This is a genomic window from Campylobacter sp. (assembly GCF_019423325.1).
In the GTDB taxonomy this organism is placed as follows: Bacteria; Campylobacterota; Campylobacteria; order Campylobacterales; family Campylobacteraceae; genus Campylobacter_B.
In genome coordinates, this window is the sequence record NZ_JAHZBQ010000001.1 from 994,328 (window position 1) to 1,013,525 (window position 19,198).

17 protein-coding genes and 1 tRNA gene are annotated in these 19,198 nt (G+C 46.9%); 2 read left to right on the forward strand and 16 right to left on the reverse strand.

The features are described 5' to 3' along the window. The first annotated feature begins 14 nt into the window (after window positions 1-14). Window positions 15-719: a hypothetical protein gene (locus tag QZ367_RS04505; RefSeq protein WP_291937968.1), complete on the forward strand. Its 705-nt coding sequence runs from the start codon at window positions 15-17 to the stop codon at window positions 717-719. Then, window positions 716-1,822, forward strand: coding sequence for a hypothetical protein (locus tag QZ367_RS04510; protein WP_291937970.1), 1,107 nt, complete (start codon window positions 716-718; stop codon window positions 1,820-1,822). The genes QZ367_RS04505 and QZ367_RS04510 overlap by 4 nt, the downstream gene beginning before the upstream one ends. 151 nt (window positions 1,823-1,973) lie before the next feature. On the opposite strand, the gene QZ367_RS04515 is transcribed toward QZ367_RS04510, so the two are convergent. From QZ367_RS04515 to QZ367_RS04590, 16 genes are all read right to left on the reverse strand, one after another. Beyond that, a complete protein-coding gene (locus tag QZ367_RS04515) occupies window positions 1,974-2,126 on the reverse strand; it encodes a hypothetical protein (protein ID WP_291937972.1) in 153 nt (50 codons plus the stop codon). A gap of 239 nt (window positions 2,127-2,365) precedes the next feature. Beyond that, a tRNA-Leu gene (locus tag QZ367_RS04520) sits at window positions 2,366-2,450 on the reverse strand. Window positions 2,451-2,520: 70 nt separating this feature from the next. Further along, entirely contained in the window at window positions 2,521-2,859 is a 339-nt protein-coding gene (gene atpE, locus QZ367_RS04525) for an ATP synthase F0 subunit C (protein ID WP_291937974.1), read from the reverse strand. Window positions 2,860-3,016: 157 nt separating this feature from the next. Beyond that, window positions 3,017-4,531 carry a 2-isopropylmalate synthase gene (locus QZ367_RS04530; protein ID WP_291937976.1) on the reverse strand — a complete coding sequence of 505 codons (1,515 nt, stop codon included), beginning with the start codon at window positions 4,529-4,531 and terminating at the stop codon, window positions 3,017-3,019. An 84-nt stretch (window positions 4,532-4,615) separates the two neighbouring features. After that, the gene (pssA, locus tag QZ367_RS04535) at window positions 4,616-5,365 is read right to left on the reverse strand and encodes a CDP-diacylglycerol--serine O-phosphatidyltransferase (RefSeq protein ID WP_291937978.1); all 750 of its coding nucleotides are present in this window, start codon (window positions 5,363-5,365) and stop codon (window positions 4,616-4,618) included. A 127-nt stretch (window positions 5,366-5,492) separates the two neighbouring features. Continuing rightward, window positions 5,493-7,442, reverse strand: a complete 1,950-nt coding sequence (ftsH, locus tag QZ367_RS04540) for an ATP-dependent zinc metalloprotease FtsH (RefSeq protein WP_291937980.1) — start codon at window positions 7,440-7,442, stop codon at window positions 5,493-5,495. Continuing rightward, window positions 7,439-8,317 (reverse strand): 50S ribosomal protein L11 methyltransferase, encoded by an 879-nt coding sequence (locus tag QZ367_RS04545; protein ID WP_291937982.1) that lies wholly within the window; start codon window positions 8,315-8,317, stop codon window positions 7,439-7,441. The genes ftsH and QZ367_RS04545 overlap by 4 nt, the downstream gene beginning before the upstream one ends. Window positions 8,318-8,395: 78 nt before the next feature. After that, the gene (gene hisA / locus QZ367_RS04550) at window positions 8,396-9,103 is read right to left on the reverse strand and encodes a 1-(5-phosphoribosyl)-5-[(5-phosphoribosylamino)methylideneamino]imidazole-4-carboxamide isomerase (protein WP_291937984.1); all 708 of its coding nucleotides are present in this window, start codon (window positions 9,101-9,103) and stop codon (window positions 8,396-8,398) included. Continuing rightward, window positions 9,103-9,828, reverse strand: coding sequence for an imidazole glycerol phosphate synthase subunit HisH (hisH, locus tag QZ367_RS04555; RefSeq protein ID WP_291937986.1), 726 nt, complete (start codon window positions 9,826-9,828; stop codon window positions 9,103-9,105). The genes hisA and hisH overlap by 1 nt, the downstream gene beginning before the upstream one ends. After that, on the reverse strand, window positions 9,825-11,630 hold the full coding sequence (locus QZ367_RS04560) for a nucleoside-diphosphate sugar epimerase/dehydratase (RefSeq protein WP_291937988.1): 1,806 nt from the start codon (window positions 11,628-11,630) through the stop codon (window positions 9,825-9,827). Before QZ367_RS04560 ends, hisH begins: the two co-directional genes overlap by 4 nt. Continuing rightward, window positions 11,630-12,727 carry a UDP-N-acetylbacillosamine transaminase gene (gene pglE / locus QZ367_RS04565; protein ID WP_291937990.1) on the reverse strand — a complete coding sequence of 366 codons (1,098 nt, stop codon included), beginning with the start codon at window positions 12,725-12,727 and terminating at the stop codon, window positions 11,630-11,632. Before pglE ends, QZ367_RS04560 begins: the two co-directional genes overlap by 1 nt. A gap of 116 nt (window positions 12,728-12,843) precedes the next feature. Then, entirely contained in the window at window positions 12,844-13,443 is a 600-nt protein-coding gene (gene pglD, locus QZ367_RS04570) for a UDP-N-acetylbacillosamine N-acetyltransferase (RefSeq protein WP_291937992.1), read from the reverse strand. Continuing rightward, complete coding sequence (pglC, locus tag QZ367_RS04575; protein ID WP_291937994.1) at window positions 13,430-14,035, reverse strand: undecaprenyl phosphate N,N'-diacetylbacillosamine 1-phosphate transferase; 606 nt, start codon at window positions 14,033-14,035, stop codon at window positions 13,430-13,432. Before pglC ends, pglD begins: the two co-directional genes overlap by 14 nt. Then, complete coding sequence (locus tag QZ367_RS04580) at window positions 14,028-15,155, reverse strand: glycosyltransferase family 4 protein (RefSeq protein ID WP_291937996.1); 1,128 nt, start codon at window positions 15,153-15,155, stop codon at window positions 14,028-14,030. The genes pglC and QZ367_RS04580 overlap by 8 nt, the downstream gene beginning before the upstream one ends. Window positions 15,156-15,228: 73 nt before the next feature. Then, window positions 15,229-18,009 carry an STT3 domain-containing protein gene (locus QZ367_RS04585; protein ID WP_291937998.1) on the reverse strand — a complete coding sequence of 927 codons (2,781 nt, stop codon included), beginning with the start codon at window positions 18,007-18,009 and terminating at the stop codon, window positions 15,229-15,231. 2 nt (window positions 18,010-18,011) lie between these two features. Beyond that, window positions 18,012-19,130: a glycosyltransferase gene (locus QZ367_RS04590; protein WP_291938000.1), complete on the reverse strand. Its 1,119-nt coding sequence runs from the start codon at window positions 19,128-19,130 to the stop codon at window positions 18,012-18,014. Window positions 19,131-19,198: the final 68 nt, after the last annotated feature.

The window sequence follows — 19,198 nt, forward strand, 5'->3', positions numbered from 1 at the left end:
AAAAAGGATCAAATTTGGTAAACGATGTTTTTAATAAAAACAAAAATTTAAGGGATTATGATAAAGAGCCGATTATTATAAAAGATTACAAACCACAAGTAAATTTGATTGGTATATTTTTAATGATTTTAGCTTTTATTATTTTGTGTATCGCAAAACCAGAAAAAGTCAATGGTTTTAAGATTTTATCTCTTATGGTAGCAATTCCTTACATTATGAAATTTTTGGGCAAAAATTATTTTATTCTGAAAAATGAAATGATAAGCCAAATTAAAAATGATAAATCTTTTGATTTTATGCAAGTAAAAAATATTAAAAATGTTAAATTTAGCGTTGATTTTAGAGATGGAAGCGAACAAATTTCACTAGTTGCCAAAATTTTACTTTTGATTATTATTTCTACATACATATACGCAATTTTTGCATTTAATGAGCCTATCATTTTGTTTTTTATTTTTGCACTTATCGTTGTATTTTATACAATTCCAAAAATCATAACTCATACAATAAATGGTGGCAAAATCAATGATAGCGTTTATGATTGTCTTACCATTTACAGCAAAAATGGAAAAGTGATGAATATTATGATTTGCAACGACAAAGAATTTAAAGAATTTAAAAAATACTTTTTAGAAAATGTGAAATTAAATATTTCAAATGCTAAAACTAGCTTTGGAATTTTTGATAAAAATTTTTATAACACAAGGAGCGAACGATGAATTCAACAGGTAGCAGAGAAGCGAAAGCAAGAGTTGCTTTGGATAAAGCTGAAAAAATTATTATTGAAAAATTTACTAAATTCAATCTTTCTGAAAATAGTAAAGATAATTTAAAAAATATTCGTAAAATGTGGAATAGTGCAAGCAGTGGTTATAGTATTGCTGAAAATTTCACTGATATACCCGAGAAAATTTTAAAAAGCAAAGCTAGGGCTATTGTTTTGTTTGTAGAAACCGCAGCAGGAAATGTGTTAATTGATAGCACTATGGGTGAAAGTAAAATGAAACAAATGGTTGGGGCGTTAGGAGATGCAATTATTGCTGGTGCGGCATTATTGACACCGCAAGGTTGGATAATTACTGGTGCAAATTTGGCATTATCTCTTGTTGATTGGGATTTGGGAAGTATATTTAAGAAAATATATGGAGAAGATAACGATAATATAAATATTACTTCAAATGGCTTTATAGAAGTTAGGAATAATGATGGTTCTATTTATACAAGACCATTATCGGCACAAGCTAGAAAAATTTTAAACATTAATGGTGAGCCAAGTGGTTCTATATTTGGCGACAGGAAAGGCGATGTATTGTTCGGCAGTAGTGGAGATGACTTGCTTCAAGGCAGAAGCGGAAACGATTTGCTTCTTGGGGGAGCCGGCTATGATACATACTTTGCCGACGGCAAAGACACCATAAAAGACTCTGACGGCAAAGGACAAGTATATTTTCATGGTCGCAAACTAACTGACGGCACTCAAATAGAAAAAGGCTCAAACATATATAAAACAAAAGACAATATAAAATATGAATTAATTGATAATAAGCTTATAGTAAATGATAGCCTTATTATAGAAGACTTTAATCCATACCAAGAGTGTCTTGACATAACCCTACACAAAGCATATGAGATAGCAGTAAATGTATCAAATGCAAATGCGGTAGAAAAAGCAGGAAAGATGAATTTTACAATCTCGCTTAGTAGAGAGTTAAAAGAAGGTGAATTTGTAAAAGTAACCATACCTGCCATAAACGGCAATGAAGCAAAAACTTATATGTTTATGCACCATAGCAACCCAAACTATACGCTAGGAGCAGCATAGAGCATGTATTTACTGGTAGCACAAATTATGAATATTAACAATATTCTAGCCCCTTCGAATGTTATTTCGTCGGCATTACCTAGGGCCTTGATTAACTTGCCGCCTTGCGTATAGTGATAATGTCTATGTATTTTAACCGTTCCGTCTCTAGCTAGCGAGCTATAAAAAATTTAACGGCTATGAAATCGTCTAAAACTTCGACCATAGTGCGCTTATATTGCGGCAAAATAAAATTCCTGACTACTTTGTCGGGGTCTGATTTGAAAATTGGATTATCCTTAATTTTGGTAAAAACTTCTGTCATCTTTCTTCCTTTGTATAGTAATTTTAGGCAGATTATAGAATTTCCTCAAAGGATTAACAAGGCGGGAGCGTAGAAAAAGCTACTATACAATTTTTTAATATACAGTAGTTTTTCTTAAAATATATGTATCAATCGGCAGTTCTAAGTATTAAAAATTTTTTAAGAGTAATTTTAAGATTCCCAAAAATAGGGCTTTTAAAAAATTCAAAAAACTAAAAAATAGGGGAAATTCTGATAGATGGTGCGACCGACGAGACTTGAACTCGTACACCTTGCGGCACTACCCCCTCAAGATAGCGTGTCTACCAATTCCACCACGGTCGCATAAATTTTTAAAGCTTGATATTAAGCCTTGAGTTATATAAGTTTAAAGCCCGATTTCTCGGGCTTATGATTAATTTGCAGCAGCCTTTAAGCCTTCTGTCAAAAAAGGGTTTGCAAAAAGCAAGACGAATGAAACAACCAACGCATAGATAACCTGCGCTTCGATCATCGCAAGCGAGATATACATCGTAGTCGATAGTTTGCTAGCTACGCTTGGGTTTCTAGCGATACCGTTAAGCGTCGCGCTAGCGGCATTTCCCATACCTAACGCGCCACCCAAAGCGGCTAGACCTAAAACGACCGCAACGGTAATTGCAGAAAAAGAAACGATCTGAGTGTAAGCACTTAGCTGCTCGCTAGCGAAAGCCGCGCCGCAAAGCGCAAATAACAATACAAGAACTTTTTTCATAAAAGTCTCCATAAATAAATTTTAAAACGAGTTTCGGCTCAATACCCCCTACTCCAACGTTTTAAGTGTGAAATATTATTAAAATTTTGCTTTTGATTTGTTTAATCTGGCGGAATTTGCGTTAAATTTAACAAATCCCGCCGAGCACGCCGACATCTTAGCGCTTAGCGTCCAGATATGTATTTAGCGCCGCAACGTAGGCCTTTGCGGATGCTAGCATCGTATCTACGTCAAGTCCTCTGCCGATGATGGCGCCCTCATCTTTAAATTCCACCTTGACGGTTACTTTCGCCAGCGCGTCTTTGCCCTGCGAAACCGCTTTTACTTGGTATTCTTTCAGGCTACCGCTGATGCCGCTAATGCGGTCTATCGCCTTAAATATCGCATCCACGCCGCCGTTTCCAAGCGCGCTATCGCTTAAAATTTCATCCTTATACCTTAGCGTAAGCGCTGTGCTAGCGTGTCCTTTATTGCAGCTATTGGAGCTTAAAACTAGCACTTCATAGGTCTTTTCGGCTCCCACGAACTCGTCGTTTACGAGCTCTCTAATATCCTCGTCGAAAACGTCCTTTTTGCTATCTGCAAGCGCTTTAAATTTATTAAACGCGATCTCAATCTGCTCGTTACTAAGCTCATAGCCCAAAGATACCAGCTTGTCTTTGAAGGCATGGCGGCCGCTGTGCTTGCCCAGAACGAGCGAGTTTTTATCAAGCCCGATATCCTCGGCGTGCATGATCTCGTAAGTTTCTTTGTGTTTTAGCACGCCGTCTTGGTGAATGCCGCTTTCATGCGCGAAGGCGTTTTTGCCCACGATCGCTTTATTAGGCTGCGGCTCGATGCCGGTAATGCTCGCGACTAGGCGGCTGGATAGGTAAATTTCTTTCAAATTTATATCGGTATAAAGCGGCGCAAATTTATCCCTGCGCGTCTTGATCGCCATTACGATCTCCTCCAGCGCCGCGTTGCCCGCGCGCTCGCCGATACCGTTTATCGTGCACTCGACCTGTCTGGCTCCTACCAAGATAGCGGCTAAGGAATTTACGGTAGCCATTCCCAAGTCGTTGTGATTGTGCACGGAAACTACGGCGCGCTCGCCGATAAGCTTAACGATTTCACCTATTCGGGCGGTGATCTCGTCAGGATAGAGATAGCCCACCGTATCGGGGATATTTATGGTGGAGGCCCCTGCGCTTATCGCGGCGTCGCAGATCTCTTTTAAAAAACCCATATCGCTTCTACACGCATCCTCGCAGCTAAACTCCACGTCCTCGCATAGACTTTTAGCGTATTGCACAGACTCTACGGCGCGCTTTATGACCTCTTGCGGCTGCATTTTGAGTTTAAATTCCATATGGATAGGGCTTGTAGCGATAAAAGTATGGATACGCCCAAGCTTCGCGCCCTTTATCGCTTCGCCCGCAGCCTTGATATCTTTTTCTAAAGCGCGTGCAAGCGAACAGACGCGAGCCTTGCTAACGGCGCCGGCGATCTTTTCTATAGCGTCAAAGTCCCCGGGGCTCGCCGCCGCAAAACCCGCCTCGATAACATCTACGCCCAGCTTTTCAAGCTGTAACGCAAGATGGATCTTTTCGTCCGTATTCATCGACGCTCCCGGGCTTTGCTCGCCGTCACGAAGCGTCGTATCGAAGATTATAATTTTATTTTTGTCCATTGCTTGTCCTTTCAAATCGTTAAAATTTGGCAAAATTATAGCCGCGCAAACTTAAAACAATCGCGGCGATAAAAATATTTGAGATTATTTCGCCGTTTCCTCGGGTTTGTCTTTTTTATGAAATTTAGCCGCACTTAAATTTAAAGCTCCGCGAACCAAACCGTAAACGATATAAACCAAAGTGAGCACCGCCGGAAATTCCAGCCTGAAAAGATATAAAAGCGAGAAAAATACGACGATTAGAAGCACTAAAATTTTAATCGCGTTGGGGCGCTTTAGGCTGATCTTTTTAAAGCTCGGAAAGCGGATGTTACTTACCATCAAAAACGACAGTGCCGCCATTGCGATGATTAAAAATACGCCAAATCCTTTGGAGAGCTCATATTTTAGATAAATTCCGATCCAAAACGCCATCGTAATCGCCGCCGTCGGAATCGGTAGCCCGATAAAAACGCTAGGCTCGTAGGTGCCCGTAGTGACGTTGAATCGCGCCAGCCTGATCGCGCCGAAAACCACGTAAAGCGCGGCTATGAGCGAGCCGACCTTACCGTAATCGTGCCCGACCGCGCAGTAAAATAGCAGCGCCGGCGCTACGCCGAAAGCAACGATATCCGCAAGGCTATCGAACTCCACGCCGAATTTCGACGTCGCATGCGTTAGCCTCGCCACGCGGCCGTCAAGCCCGTCGCAGATCAAGGATAAAATGATATAAAAGATCGCGGCGCTGAAGTTGCCCTTGATAGTAGAAATTATGCTGATAACCGCCAAAAAAGCACTTGCCGCCGTGAAAAAATTCGGCAATATGTAGATTAATTTTCCCTTTTCCTCTTCCATCTCTTACTCTTTAAAATTTTATTTTTACACCGCTTTTCATTCGGTGCCGCGGATCACGCGTAAAGCATTTTAGCGCGACCTTCTTAAAATTTAGCGCTAAGTTCTTGCCCTGCGCGAGGCTTTAAATTTAAGCCTCGCTCTTTGCGCTTTCGATATCATCATTAGCGCCTAAATTTCGCACCAGACGGGTAGGCATGCCGTTATCTTTTTCAAATTTAGAGATGATCTCCACGATCTGCTCGCCCGAGACCGTCTCCTTCTCATACAGCGCCTTTACCATCTCCTCGATCGCCGGAGCATAGGTCTTTAGCGTCTCTTTTACCGCCGCATAGCGCTCATCCAGCGTCTTGCGAACATATTCGTCAATCTTAACCGCCGTTACCTCGCTGTAATCCTTGATGCTCTGTCCGCCATTTAGGAAGGAATACTGCTGCTTTTCTAGCACCGCAAGCCCGAGAGCCTCGGTCATTCCGACCTGAGTAGCCATAAATTTAAGCATATCGGTAGCGCGCTGCAAATCGTTGCCAGCTCCGTCGGTGATCTCACCCAAAAACACATCCTCCGCCGCGCGCCCCGCCAAAAACGTATCGATCTCGGCAAAAATTTCATGGCGCTGGTGCAGATATCTATTTTCAAACGGAGAATTTAGCGTATATCCCGCAGCACTTAATCCGCGCGGCACGATAGTTACCTTCGATACTGGCATCGCGCCTTTAGTAAGCTCGGCGATGAGCGCATGACCGCTTTCGTGGTAGGCGACGATCCGCTTTTCGATAGGGCTTACGCGGCGTGATTTTTTAGCCAGTCCGATACCGACGCGTTCGATCGCTTCGAGCAGGTCTTTTTGCTCGACCTCCGCCTTTGCCTCGCGACCAGCTAAAAGCGCGGCTTCGTTGATGATGTTTGCAAGATCGGCTCCCGCAAAGCCAACGGTAAGGCGCGCGATCTCCTCGATATCGATATCGCGAGCAAATTTAACGTCGCGCATATGCACCTTCAAAATCGCCATTCTGCCGTCAAAATCGGGTCTATCGACTAGAACCTGCCTATCGAATCTGCCCGGACGCAGAAGCGCCGCATCAAGCGTCTCGGGGCGGTTGGTAGCCGCAAGGACGATCACCGGGCTTGATTCCGAGCCGAAGCCGTCCATCTCGGCAAGCAGCTGATTTAGCGTCTGTTCGCGCTCGTCGTTACCTCCGCCGATACCACCTGCGGTTCTGCTTTTGCCGATCGCGTCGATCTCGTCGATGAAAACGATCGCCGGAGCCTGCTTTTTAGCGTTATCAAATAGATCGCGCACCCTGCTAGCGCCCACGCCTACGAACATCTCGATGAAGCTGGAGCCCGATACCGAAAAAAACGGCACGTCCGCTTCGCCCGCGACCGCTTTGGCTAGCAGCGTCTTGCCCGTGCCGGGAGGCCCCACCAAAAGAACGCCTTTTGGAATTTTAGCCCCGAGGCTAATGTATCGCTCGGGGTTTTTTAAGAAATCTACGATCTCCTTAACCTCCTCTTTCGCCTCTTCGACGCCAGCGACATCGCTAAATTTAACCTTCGGCTTTTCGGCGCTTACTAGGTTTTTAGAGCTTCCGATGCCGAGCACGCCGCCGCCCATATTACGCTGCATGCGGTTGGCTAAAAACATCCAAATTCCAAAGAAAATCACGAGCGGCAAGACCCAGCTAAAGAGCAGATCTGTCAAAAAGTTGCTCTCGTTATACGCACCGTATGGAATTTTGCGCGATTCTAAAATTTGAACGAGCTCGGGATCATCCACGCGCTTAGCAGTGTAGATTACGTTGCCGACTTGCGCTTTAATCGTGGAACTTCCAATGGAAACCATGCTTACTTGGGAGTTTTTGATTTGCGATTTTAGCTCGGAGTAAGTTACGTTTCTGCTCTCGCCTGAAACGGAGCCGAGTACTCCACCGCTATCAAATCCGCCGCTTGGGGATATCGCTTTAAACACGACTATTAAAATAAGCGCAAAAATAATAAAAACGCCGATCGGATTTTTATTAAAAAAATTGTTTCCGCCGCCGTTTTGAGGGGGTTGATTGTTTTGGTTGTTATTCATATCTTCCTTTCATAAACGAAGCTAAGCCATTCGTTTTGCTTTTTCATCTGCACGAAATTCAAATCCGAAAAGGCCTGCTCAATCCTATCTTTATATTTTTCTAAAATTCCAGACAGCACGAGCCTGCCGCCCGGTTTTAGCGCTTTTTTCAGATCCACGCTTAGGATCAAAATCACGTCGGCGATTATATTTGCGACGACGAGATCAAACTGCGCGTCTTTACAGAGCGCGCGCTCGCTTAAACTAGACGCTTGCTCGCCCAAGCTTGAAACGCTGCCGAGCCAAATTTGATCGATCTGTACCCCGTTTTTCTCGGCGTTTTGCTGCGTAGCGGTCACCGCCTGCTCGTCGGTATCGCAGGCGCTTACCTTTGCGCCCAGTTTTTTCATCGCGATACTTAAAATTCCGCTGCCGCAGCCCACGTCAAGCGCGCTCATGCCATCGCGAGCGAGCTCGCTAAGCAGTGCCAGGCACATATTAGTGCTTTCGTGATGGCCTGAGCCGAACGCCAGTGCAGGATCGATCAGCAGATCGATTAGCGCGGGATCTTGTGATCTTTCGCACCAGCTCGGACGGACGTAAAATTTACCGACCGCTACGGGCGCGACGCCTTTTTTATATTCGTCGAGCCAGTCTTTATTTTGCTTTTTTGAAATTTCGATCTGCAGATCGGCGTCTAAATTGAGAGATCGCGCGAGCGCCTTTTTAAACTCTTCAAACGCAAATTTTAAATTTTGCAGATCCTCTTCGTCGCGGATTATGAAACGCTCGCCGCGTTCTTCGACGCAGGTAACGCCGAATTCAAACGCAAAGTTTTTAAAAAGCTCGCTTGCATTCGCGCTTTTTACGATCATCTCATAAAAAAAATCTTTCATCGCCTCACATCGCCTTTAAATTTTAAAATTTGCATATTACTAAAATTTAGTTCAAACTTTGCTTACGCTCGGGCGTTTTTATAGAGCTTCAAACGCCTTTTTAAGATCGAGTGTGCCCTCGTAATACGCCTTACCGACGATGACGCCCGCTATTAGCTCTGCGTTTTTAACCGCGATTATGTCGTTTATATCTTTCACGCCGCCGCTTGCGATAGTATCGATGCCGCTAGCTTTCGCGATAGAGCGGCTAAATTCTACGTTTACGCCGCTTAGCATCCCGTCGCGCGATATGTCGGTGCAGATGATCGCGCAAACGCCCGCGTCCGCATACTCTCGCGCCAGATCGGTCGCTTTTACGCGGCTTAGCTCCGCCCAGCCCTCGGTCGCTACGAGTCCCTCTTTTGCGTCTATGCCCACGACGATGCAGTAAAGCTTCGCCATCCCCCTTACGAAATCTCTATTTTTAAGCGCCGCCGAGCCCAGAATAAATCTATCGACGCCTAAGCTTAAATACTCCTTTATGCGCGCTTCGTCGCGGATGCCGCCGCCCACTTCTACGTGCAGGCGCGTGCTTTTTACGATCCGCTCGATCGCTTTGAAATTTACCGCCTCGCCCGCAAACGCGCCGTCGAGATCAACTAAATGCAGCCACTTAGCGCCGAGATCTTCAAATTTTTTGGCTAGCTCACAGGGGTCCTTGGAATAAATTTTTGCGCTTTGCATCTCGCCCTTGCTAAGGCGTACGGCGCATCCTTGTTTCAGATCGATCGCAGGCAAAATTTCCATCACAGCTCCGTAAAATTTTTAATGATTTTTATGCCCGCATCGTGGCTTTTTTCGGGATGCGGCTGAAAGGCAAATACGTTTTCGCGCCAGATCGCGCTTGCAAACTCATAGCCGTAAAACGTCGTCGCAAACGTGATCTCGCGCGCGCAAAGGACGTGATAGGAGTGCACGAAATACAGATACTCAAACTCGCCCAAGCCCGTATTTATCGGCGAGCGCTTGATAAAATGCGCGCTGTTCCAGCCGACATGCGGGATCTTTAGGCTTTCGGCGCGGGCAAAATTTTGCCCGCTACGCTCGCTAGGCTCTGCCCCGTCTGGATTAAATTCCGCCACGTCCGATCTAAATTTTATATTTTCGGACCCAGATTCCGCCCCCCGAATATTAAATTTCGTTTTGTCAAATTTCACGACGCGACCGGGTAAAATTCCAAGCCCGCTGCGCGCGCCGAATTCTTCGCTTTGTTCGAATAGAAGCTGCATCCCTAGACAGATGCCTAAAAAATATCTGCCGCTTGCGACAAATTCTTTAATCGCGGCGTCCATACCGCTTGCGCGAAGCCTATCCATCGCCTCGCCGAATGCGCCCACGCCAGGAAGCAGAGCCTTATCGCAGCTCAAAAGCTCCTCAGGGCTACGCGCGAGGCAAAATTTAGCGCCGCAGAAGCTAAGCGCGTTCATCACGCTTTGGATATTGCCCGCGCCGTAATCCACGATACCGATCAAGCCGTGCCCTTCATATCGTTCAATCGGTGCGAAAACTCGGGCACGATGCGCTTTAGCTTATCCGCAACCTGCGCGTCCTCGCACTCCGAAAGCTCCTCGATCTGCGAGCTTAGCTCTTGCAGGTCGTATTTTGCGGAGTGGGTTACGAATATGGATTGATACTTCGTGCTCTTGTCGTTTTCGTCGATCAAAAGCTCCTCGTAAAGCTTCTCGCCGGGGCGCAGACCGACAAATTTAATGCCCAGCTCCTCCTTGCCGGCAAGCTGCAGCATTCGCTTGGCAAGATCTGCGATCTTTACGGGCTCGCCCATATCCAGCACGAAAAGCTCGCCGCCCTGCGCGATGGAGGCCGCCTGAAGCACCAGCTGGCACGCCTCGCTAACGAGCATAAAATATCTCGTAATCTCGGGGTGCGTAACGGTAAGCGGCTCGTTCGCTTCGATCTGGCGTTTAAATTTAGGGATGACACTACCGCTTGAGCCGAGCACGTTTCCGAAGCGCACCGCGACGATCTGCGTTTCGCTTGCCGCGTCGTTGGAATTTAGCGCGTAAAGCTCGCAGATACGCTTCGTCGTGCCCATAATGTTCGTCGGTCGCACCGCCTTATCGGTCGAGATCAAAACAACCTTTTTCGCGCCGTATTTTTTGGACAGATCGATTACGTTTTTTGTGCCGATGACATTATTTTTGACCGCTAGATGCGGGTTAAACTCGCATAGCGGCACGTGCTTATACGCCGCTGCGTGCACGACTACTTCGGGATGAAATTCTGCAAAAACCTCCTCCAGCTCATGGCGATAAACGACGTTTATCATCTTTAACTCGTTGCGCGCATCCGCGCCGGTGGCTTCGTTAATCGAGTAGAGGTTAAACTCGCTGTGTTCGACCATGATAAGACGCTTTGCGCCAAATTTCAAGCATTGCTTACAAATTTCGCTTCCTATCGTGCCGCCCGCGCCCGTTACCAGCACGATCTTGTCTTTGATAAAATTTTCAATCGCCTTGGTGTCGAGGTCTTTGGGCTTGCGCGCGAGCAGATCCTCGATCGATACATCGCGGATCTTTTTGCTCTCATCCTCCAAAAGCGAAAAGAGCTTGATATCCTTTAGCCCGTACGCAAAAAGCTCGTCGTAGAGCTGCTTTAGCTCGTCCGGATACAGCGCCAGCGCGATGATCGCGGTTTTGGCGCCGCTATCTTTGATCATCTGCGGAATTTCGCTCTTAGCCCTGACGACGTAATTTTCGCAATACGTCCCTACTAGCTCAGGCCGCCCGTCCACGACGCCCACCGGATAGTAGTTAATATATTTTTGCCGCATACCTTTTAGGACGTGAAAGGTCTTGCTCGTAGCGCCTACGACGATGCAGGGCTCGTTATTCGTGATATTTTTCTTCTCGCTTAGAAACATCCGCTTTGAAATTCTAATCCCACCGATTAAAATAAACGAGATCGCTGCATCGATGATGATGACCGAGCGCGGGAATGGGTTAAAAATTTTACTCGCTAAAAAGAATACTATCAAAAAGGTAAGCGCCGCCATCACGTGCGCGTAGAAGAGCTTTCTCGCTTCATATAGCCCGAAAAATCTCCACGGAACTAAATAGATCCGCAAAAACCAAAAATAGAAAATTTTAATCGCCGTAAGGCTCGAGGCGCTAAGCAGGGCGCCTTTATAGAATTCGTTCGGTATATCTCCGCTAAATCGCAGCAAAAACGCGATATAAACGGAGAGGATCGAGATAAAAATATCTCCTAGCAAAAAAAACGCGAAGCGGCTAAATTTAGTGGGTTTTAACAGCATCAGATGTTTTCTTTTACGATTTTTACGACGCGCTCGATCGTCTCGTCACTCATATCGGTGCCGCTAGGCAGACAGATGCCGCGACTGAACATATCCTCGCTCGTGCCGTCAACTACGCTAAGCGCGCCTGCGAAGATGCTTTGCAGATGCATCGGCTTCCAAAGCGGACGAGATTCGATGTCGGCTTTATTTAGCGCATCGATTACCTTTAGATGAGCGCCTTTTTGCTTAAACAGCAGAGTCGTAAGCCATCTGTTGCCCTTGCCGCCTTCTACTTCGGGCATAAACTCCACGTCGGTGCCTCTAAACAGATCCTCGTAAATTTTAAAAATTTCGCGCTTTCTTTTAACGCGCTGCGGCAAGACCTCCATCTGGCCTACGCCGATAGCGCCTAAGACGTTGCTTAAGCGGTAGTTATAGCCGTAGTCCTTGTGCTCGTAGTGAAGCAGCGGCTCGCGCGCTTGGGTGCTTAAAAATCTAGCCTTGGCGATTAGCTCCTCATCGTTTGAAATCAGCATTCCGCCGCCCGAGGTGGTGATGATTTTATTGCCATTAAAGCTTAGCGCGCCGCATTTTCCGATGCCGCCCAGCGCCTTACCCTTATAAAATCCGCCCAGCGCCTCTGCGGCATCCTCGATAAGATCAATGCCTTCATTCGCGCAAATTTCGCATATCTCATCCATCTTCGCAGCCTGTCCGTAAAGATGCGTGACGACGAGCACTTTTGGTTTTTTCGGCGATTTTTTGATCGCTTCTTTAAGCAGCTTCGGGCTTAAATTCCAACTCTCGTCGCTGTCTATCAGCACCGGCACGCAGCGCTCGTAAAATATCGGATTTAGCGACGCCATGAAGGTAAACGTGGATCCCAATACCACGTCGCCGTCCTTTACGCCGCTGCAGCGAAGCGCTAGATGAAGCGCCGCCGTGCCTGCGTTTAGCGCCAGCGCGCCGCGCGTACCAGTATAGGACTTCACTGCGTCTTCAAAGCGATTGACATATTCGCCCAAAGGCGCGATATAGTTGCTTTCAAATACCTTTTTTATATACTCAAGCTCATCGCTGCCCATATTCGGCGGACTTAAAAATACTCTTGCCATCTTCATCCTTTCTTAATCTTTAAATTTAACCTCACGCGACGCAAGGCTAAATTTAGCTTTCGGCATTAAATTTAAATGCTCGGATTTTATCACTTTTAATGCTATAAATTTTAAATTCAGCCATTTTTTTTAATCACGCGAGCAGGCACACCTACGGCTACGCTGTCGCTAGCTATGTCGCGCACGACCGCGGCGCCCGCGCCGATGATGCAGCGCTGCCCGATCTTTAGCCTCTGAATGACGCTAGCGCTGATGCCGATGTGCGAAAGCGCCCCCACCTTCACGCCGCCCGCAAGCGCCGCGTTTGGGCTAATGTGCGCAAACTCGCCGATCTCGCACTCGTGCTCGATTACGACGCCTGAATTTATTATCGCGCCGCGACCGATTTTAGCTCGCGCGTTTATCACGGCGCCGGGCATTACGACCGCGCCCTCGCCGATGACGGCGCTTGGGCTAACGATGGCGCTTTGATGAATTAGCGTCGCTATCTCAAAACCCGCTCGCGCTACCCTCTCTTGGATCTTTGCGCGGGTTTTATTATCGCCGATTGCGATTATTACGGGGTGCTTCGGCAGATCCTCGCTAAATTTCAATCCTGCCGCGTCGTCTAAAAAAACGACCTCGCTAAATTTAGCTCCGCGCGCGGCTAGCGCGACATCCGCGACCACCAGCCCGTGTCCGCTCGCGCCGTAAACGTAAATTTTAGTTGTACCCATTGAATTTCTCCGTCGTCGCCATGCCCTCTTTATTCACACCCTCTTTCGCAAGCACCTTTTTTATCGTTAAAAGCGCGATCTTAAGATCGAGCGTAAAGCTTAAATTCTGCGCGTAATACGTATCGAACTCAAATTTTTTCTCCCAGCTGATCGCGTTGCGTCCGTTTACCTGCGCAAGCCCCGTGATGCCCGGACGCACGCTGTGCCTAAGGCGCTGCGGCGGCGAATAAAGCGGCAGGTACTCGATCAGCAGTGGGCGCGGCCCGATGAAGCTCATATCGCCCTTTAGCACGTTGAAAAGCTGCGGCAGCTCATCCAGGCTTAGCGCGCGGATCTTTTTGCCGTAATCGTTCAGCCGCGCTTCGTCTGGCAGAAGCTCGCCGTCCGCGCCGCGCTCGTCGCTCATCGTTTTAAATTTGTAAATTTTAAAAATTTGCTCATCAAGCCCAGGGCGAGATTGCGTAAAAATCGCGCTTTTGCTAATGTGCTTGCGGATCAAGAACCACGTAAGCGCCATCACGGGCGAAACCAAAATGATCAAAACCAAAGCCGCCGTAAAATCGAGCGCGCGTTTTAAAAAGCTCCTATACATCGATAAATTTCCTATAAACCTCTAAATATTTTTCCGTGACGATCTTTTCGTCGTAATTTGCAAGCACCAGCTCGCGCCCGTTTCGTCCAAGCCTTTCGCAAAGCGCGGGATCGCCCAATAAAATTTCGATCTTTCGCGCAAGACCCCCTGCGTCGCGAGTGCGGCAGATTAGGCCGTTAACGCCGTCCGCCACCGCCTCGACGCAGCCGCTGCAGTCGCTTACCACGCAGGCTCGCGCCATGCTCATCGCCTCTAAAACCGTGCGCGGAAAGCCCTCCTTGTAGCTAGGAAGTGCTAGCAGGTAACTAGCCTTCAAAAGCTCAGGCACATCGTTTCTGGCGCCTAGATAATGCACCGCGCCACTTCGCAAAAACGCAGGATCAGCGGTGCTTTTATTGCCCGCAAAGCCCTCGCCCACAAAGACAAATTTCGCATCCGATCGATCTTTTAAAATTTCTGCTGCTTCGTAGAATTCTCTCACGCCCTTATGCCACATCGCGCGAGCTATCATCAGCACGATCTTTTTGCCGTGCAAATCCTCGCCCAGATCCGCTGCACTAACGATTTTGGGGTTGAATCTTTCAGCATTTACGCCTACGCTTTTAATCCTTATGACCTTTTGCTTCGCAATAAGCCCGCGAGATAGCATATAATCAGGATCGGCATCGTTTACAAATATGCAAGCATCCGCCTGCGAAAATGAAAATTTATAAAGCTTCTCCAATACCGCTCGCACGAGCCTTGTTTTAATATCATCGTCAATATAAAAGCTGCCCAGCCCCTCGACTAAGTTTATCACATATTTTATACCCGCCTCTCGAGCCGCCAGCGTACCGAACACGTTTGATTTGTGCGCAGCTGTTTGCAGCAGGTCCAAATCCAGCCTCTTTAGCTCGCGCGCAAGGGCTTTGGTGTTGCTAAATACGGTAAGCGGATTTAGGCTAGCTCGATCAAGATCGTAGGTTATGGCATTAAAATCGCGTGCCAAATCCTGCGTATAAGCGCCGCGAGGAGCGATTGCAAAAACCTCGTGTCCGCGCTCTTTTAAAGCCTGCATTATCGGGCGGCGAAAGAAATGTAAGCTCATATCGGCATGGCTTAAAAACCCTATGCGAGCCATATGCTGCATTCCTTGCTTGGCGTTGCGAGATTAAATTCCATAAATTTCTCCTTAGCTTGCGGCAAAATTTTATCTAGCGCTTTAATTTATAAACTTTCACAGCAGGGCTTAAGATCACAGGCTCGAATAGCTCAGGCCTATATCTTTCAAATACAAAAAGCTGAATGTAGCTTGAGTTTAGCATCGTCTTATCTAGCAGCAAAAATCGCCCGTAATCGCGCATGAAAATCACGTAAAATTGCGCGCTGCTGTCCATATTAAACTCTTTTACCGAAAGCTTGCCATTCGCGTCGTAGCTCGTTTCGTAAAAGGTATTGATCGCGAATTTTCTGCCGCTATATTCTAAATTTAAAAGGCTAGACGAGATCGAAAAGCCGTTGTCCATATGCACGCCGCTTTGATCCTGAACAAACCTATCGCTCGTTATGAAAAACAGCTCACTTAGCTGCTTGCCGTCGGTGATGTCGATATTTGAAAACTGCGTGACGACGGGAAAGATATTCATCATACGATCGGGCAAGATGTAGTAGATGTCGCGCGTAGGCCTTGGCGGCTTAAAATCAGCCAGTCCCAAGCTTAAGATAAAATCATTTACATCAGTCGCGTTATAGTCTTTTAAAATTTGCTTTAGCTTGTTTGGAATTTTTTCACTATATCCGCGCTCGGTGTATTCGACATCCAGGCGCGCCATATTCGCAGAGCTCATCTGATCTCTAAAAAGTGCGAAACTAACGGGAAAATTATCGTTGCCGAGGTGTTTGCCGCCGTCGATGAGAGTCTTTACGTCGCTGTAATAGCGTATGCCGTATCCATAGTCCCACCACGAAAGCGCGTAATCCTCGCGCTGCGCTTTATCTTTAAGCTCGTCAAGCACCCGCACCTCGCTTTGATAAAAGACCGTATCGACCTTGTACGAAACTATGTGCTGCCATGCGGGGTAAATGGCAAGCGCCGTCAAAATAAGCAGTATCGCGCGCCCCGCGATCTTTGGCAGATCCAAGCGCTTTACGCAAAAATACAAAATATATCCGAAACTTAACCCCATCACGCCCACTGCGTAGATCGTAAATCTAAGGCCTGCCTTGTTCGCCGCAAAGCCCAAAAGCAAAAGCGGGATCGAGAGTAAAAATTCCTTATGTCTAAAGCAAAGTACTACGTATCCGATCGCTGCGATCACGAAAACCGCGACGTGTGAGCTGATGCGCTCCATAAAGATATTAGTTGGCACGATGCCTGATTCTTGGATTGTTTGATTGACGTTAAAAAAATGAAATGCCGTATCGGCATTGTCCGCAAAGGAGCGGAAGATATAAAATTTCGCCTGAAAGATTATCGGGCTAAGACCTCCGTTTGCGACGAAAAAGACTACGGCAAGTGCGCCGATAATCGCTAAAATTTTAAAATTTAATAGCTTTCCTCTAAACGCAAAGAGCCAAAATAGCGCAAGCGAGATTAAAATTTTAGCTACCAAAGGCGTGGAGCAAAGCACAATCAAAAAGATGATCATCGCTTCGTAATTTACCGCACTTTTTCGCTTAAAAATCAGCGTATAGGCAAAAAATACGGCGAGCATCATGGAATTTAGCGAAAAGCTGGAGGGATACCACCACATATAAAATATCGTAAACGCGCCCAGCCAAAACAGCGTGCTGCGCGAGCCGCGCGTGCAAATGCGGATGAGCGCCCACAAAATACACATCGCAAGCACGATATTTAGCATATCGGTGTCGTAATACCCCGCCATAGTGCGGTTGTAGTAACTATTCGCCACGCTCGCGACAAGCGCGCCGATGAAGCCCGCGCGCATGCAGCGAAACTCACTTGAGATGAGCAAGATCGGCACTACGATGAGCGAGCTAAACAAAGCCGGCAGATAAACGAATATCGTCTCGATTTTAAAGGGCAAAATTTCAGCCAAAAACGCCGTCACGATCGAAAGTGGTGCACTAAAGTAGCTAAGATCGTTGGGCTGATGAAAGCCGGCGAGTCGGTCGCGCGCGCCCTCTGCGAAGGCGTAGCCGTCGTTGGTGTTTATCATCAGCTCGCCGTCCCAAAAAAAGTAATTCGGAAAGCCGCTCGCCCAGTGCACCCACCACATGCGAAACGCCACGCTAAAGGCAAATGCGAACAAAATCATCAGCAAAATATGCTTGGAAAACTCATAATTTTTTATGAAGCCAAAAATTCTGCGCCTAGCAGGGAGTGCGCCAGCTGACTGATTTTTATAATTCTGGGAATTTTCCGTTGTGGGGCTTTTAGAATTATCAGAATTTATACCGTTTGTAGAATTTAAAGTGCTTGTGGAATTCGCATTTTTAAATTTAGCCAAATTAGCGGCTTTTGCGGAATTTTTATTTGTAGAGTTCGCAGCGCCAGCGGAATTTTTATTTGTAGAATTTTTGCTCGTGGAATTCGCAGCGCCTTTCAAATTTGAGTTTGTAGAATTTGCGCCTGCGGAATTTTCAGAATTTACCGAGGCGGAATTTCGTCCGTTTGATTTTTTAGCCTTTTTGGATTTTTTTTGTGCTCGCATTTTTGCAGAAACAGCGCGCGCTTGATCGTCGCTTAAATTTTTAGCGCCGGCGTGCGCGGAATTTTTGCTCGCAGAATTTTTTGCATCAAGCGCGGAATTTTTATCGCTCTGAGGCGCGGTATCCTCGCTACCCTCAATTGCGGCATTTTCGCCGCTAAAATTCTCACCGCCGCCTGCGGAATACTCTGCGTCAAAATTTCCCTCACTAGCAAAATTTTCGCTTAAGGCAGCTTTGTCAGCACCCATTGATTGCGCGCCTTTTTGATCGTCCAATCCTTCGTTGATCTCTCTAACGCTAAAAGCCTTTTTTTCTTCACCCACGCCTATTTTCCTTCGTCGATTTGTTCTATTTTTGCGATCAGCTCGCTTGCTATCCGTTTTTTATCGAAAAACGAGGCTTTAATTTTAGCCTTTTTCTCATAAAATTTTACATAATTTTCATCATCCAGCGCTTTTTGAATCGCCGCTTGGGTGCTTTCTAGATCGTTTACGCCTACTAGCACGCCCCATTCGCTCTGCCCCAAAAGCTCGCGCGCGCCGCTTTGATGATCGCTTGAAATCACGAGCTTGCCGCACGCAAGAGCCTCGATGAGAGCGTTTGAAAACCCCTCAAAAAGGCTTACGAAGACGAACGCATAGCATCTAGCCATATACTTATACGGATTTGCGTCAAAGCCCAAAAGTTTTACGCGACCGATTAAGCCCAGCTCCTCTATCAGGGCCTCAAGCTCGGCTCGCAGCACGCCGTCGCCCAAGATCAGCAGGTCTTTGTCATTATTTTTTAAATTTGCATACGCGCGGATCAAAAGTGCGTGGTTTTTGCCCGCATCGAGCCTGCCGACGCTTAGGAAAAACGGCCGCTCCTGCGCGACCTGCTCCTTTGCTTTGCGACCGATCTCATCAAGATCGATCGCGTTGTATAGCACGCTCATCTTGCGCTCGTCAATTCCGAAATTATCCGCCAGATCGCGCAAATTTCCAAGCGAGTTCGGAAAGATAAAATCGGCCTTCGGATAGAGCTTGCGCAGCAGAAGCTTTGAAATTTTGGATTTAAAGCTCGGCTCTTTATACAGCACCGACGGCGTCGAGCATTCGTTAAAAATCATAGTGCCGCGTAGCCCGTAAACTCGCGCCAGCGCCGCCACGTAACAAGGGCGGTTCATCCAAACGAAGTGGATGTCGATGCCCAGGCGCTCGCATAGTTTTTTGTACCTAAGCGCCAAAAACGGCAGCTTTGCGAGCTTCAGCAGTCCATTTTCAAAAGGGGCTGATTTTTCGATGAAATGGATCTGCACGCCGCTTGGAATTTCATAAAAAATCCTCTCATTCATCAGCACCAGATGCACCTCGTAGCGTGCCGTAAGCTCGCCTAAGAGGTTGCTTACGACGCGCTCGGCGCCGCCTCCTGCCATCGAATAGATAAAAACGCTTAATTTCTTCATCACTTTACCTTTTAAATATCACTGCCGCGCCCTAAATTTAAGCTTTACTCACGCCTTTTTATGTGAGA

What these genes read in the sequence shown, in the direction of transcription:
- QZ367_RS04590 (WP_291938000.1), bottom strand. Translation starts at nt 19,130, where the DNA reads ATGAAGAAATTAAGCGTTTTTATCTATTCGATGGCAGGAGGCGGCGCC.
- pglD (WP_291937992.1), bottom strand. Translation starts at nt 13,443, where the DNA reads ATGGGTACAACTAAAATTTACGTTTACGGCGCGAGCGGACACGGGCTG.
- QZ367_RS04545 (WP_291937982.1), bottom strand. Translation starts at nt 8,317, where the DNA reads ATGAAAGATTTTTTTTATGAGATGATCGTAAAAAGCGCGAATGCAAGC.
- hisA (WP_291937984.1), bottom strand. Translation starts at nt 9,103, where the DNA reads ATGGAAATTTTGCCTGCGATCGATCTGAAACAAGGATGCGCCGTACGC.
- QZ367_RS04530 (WP_291937976.1), bottom strand. Translation starts at nt 4,531, where the DNA reads ATGGACAAAAATAAAATTATAATCTTCGATACGACGCTTCGTGACGGC.
- ftsH (WP_291937980.1), bottom strand. Translation starts at nt 7,442, where the DNA reads ATGAATAACAACCAAAACAATCAACCCCCTCAAAACGGCGGCGGAAAC.
- pglE (WP_291937990.1), bottom strand. Translation starts at nt 12,727, where the DNA reads ATGGCAAGAGTATTTTTAAGTCCGCCGAATATGGGCAGCGATGAGCTT.
- atpE (WP_291937974.1), bottom strand. Translation starts at nt 2,859, where the DNA reads ATGAAAAAAGTTCTTGTATTGTTATTTGCGCTTTGCGGCGCGGCTTTC.
- QZ367_RS04515 (WP_291937972.1), bottom strand. Translation starts at nt 2,126, where the DNA reads ATGACAGAAGTTTTTACCAAAATTAAGGATAATCCAATTTTCAAATCA.
- QZ367_RS04560 (WP_291937988.1), bottom strand. Translation starts at nt 11,630, where the DNA reads ATGCTGTTAAAACCCACTAAATTTAGCCGCTTCGCGTTTTTTTTGCTA.
- pssA (WP_291937978.1), bottom strand. Translation starts at nt 5,365, where the DNA reads ATGGAAGAGGAAAAGGGAAAATTAATCTACATATTGCCGAATTTTTTC.
- pglC (WP_291937994.1), bottom strand. Translation starts at nt 14,035, where the DNA reads ATGTATAGGAGCTTTTTAAAACGCGCGCTCGATTTTACGGCGGCTTTG.
- QZ367_RS04580 (WP_291937996.1), bottom strand. Translation starts at nt 15,155, where the DNA reads ATGGCTCGCATAGGGTTTTTAAGCCATGCCGATATGAGCTTACATTTC.
- QZ367_RS04510 (WP_291937970.1), top strand. Translation starts at nt 716, where the DNA reads ATGAATTCAACAGGTAGCAGAGAAGCGAAAGCAAGAGTTGCTTTGGAT.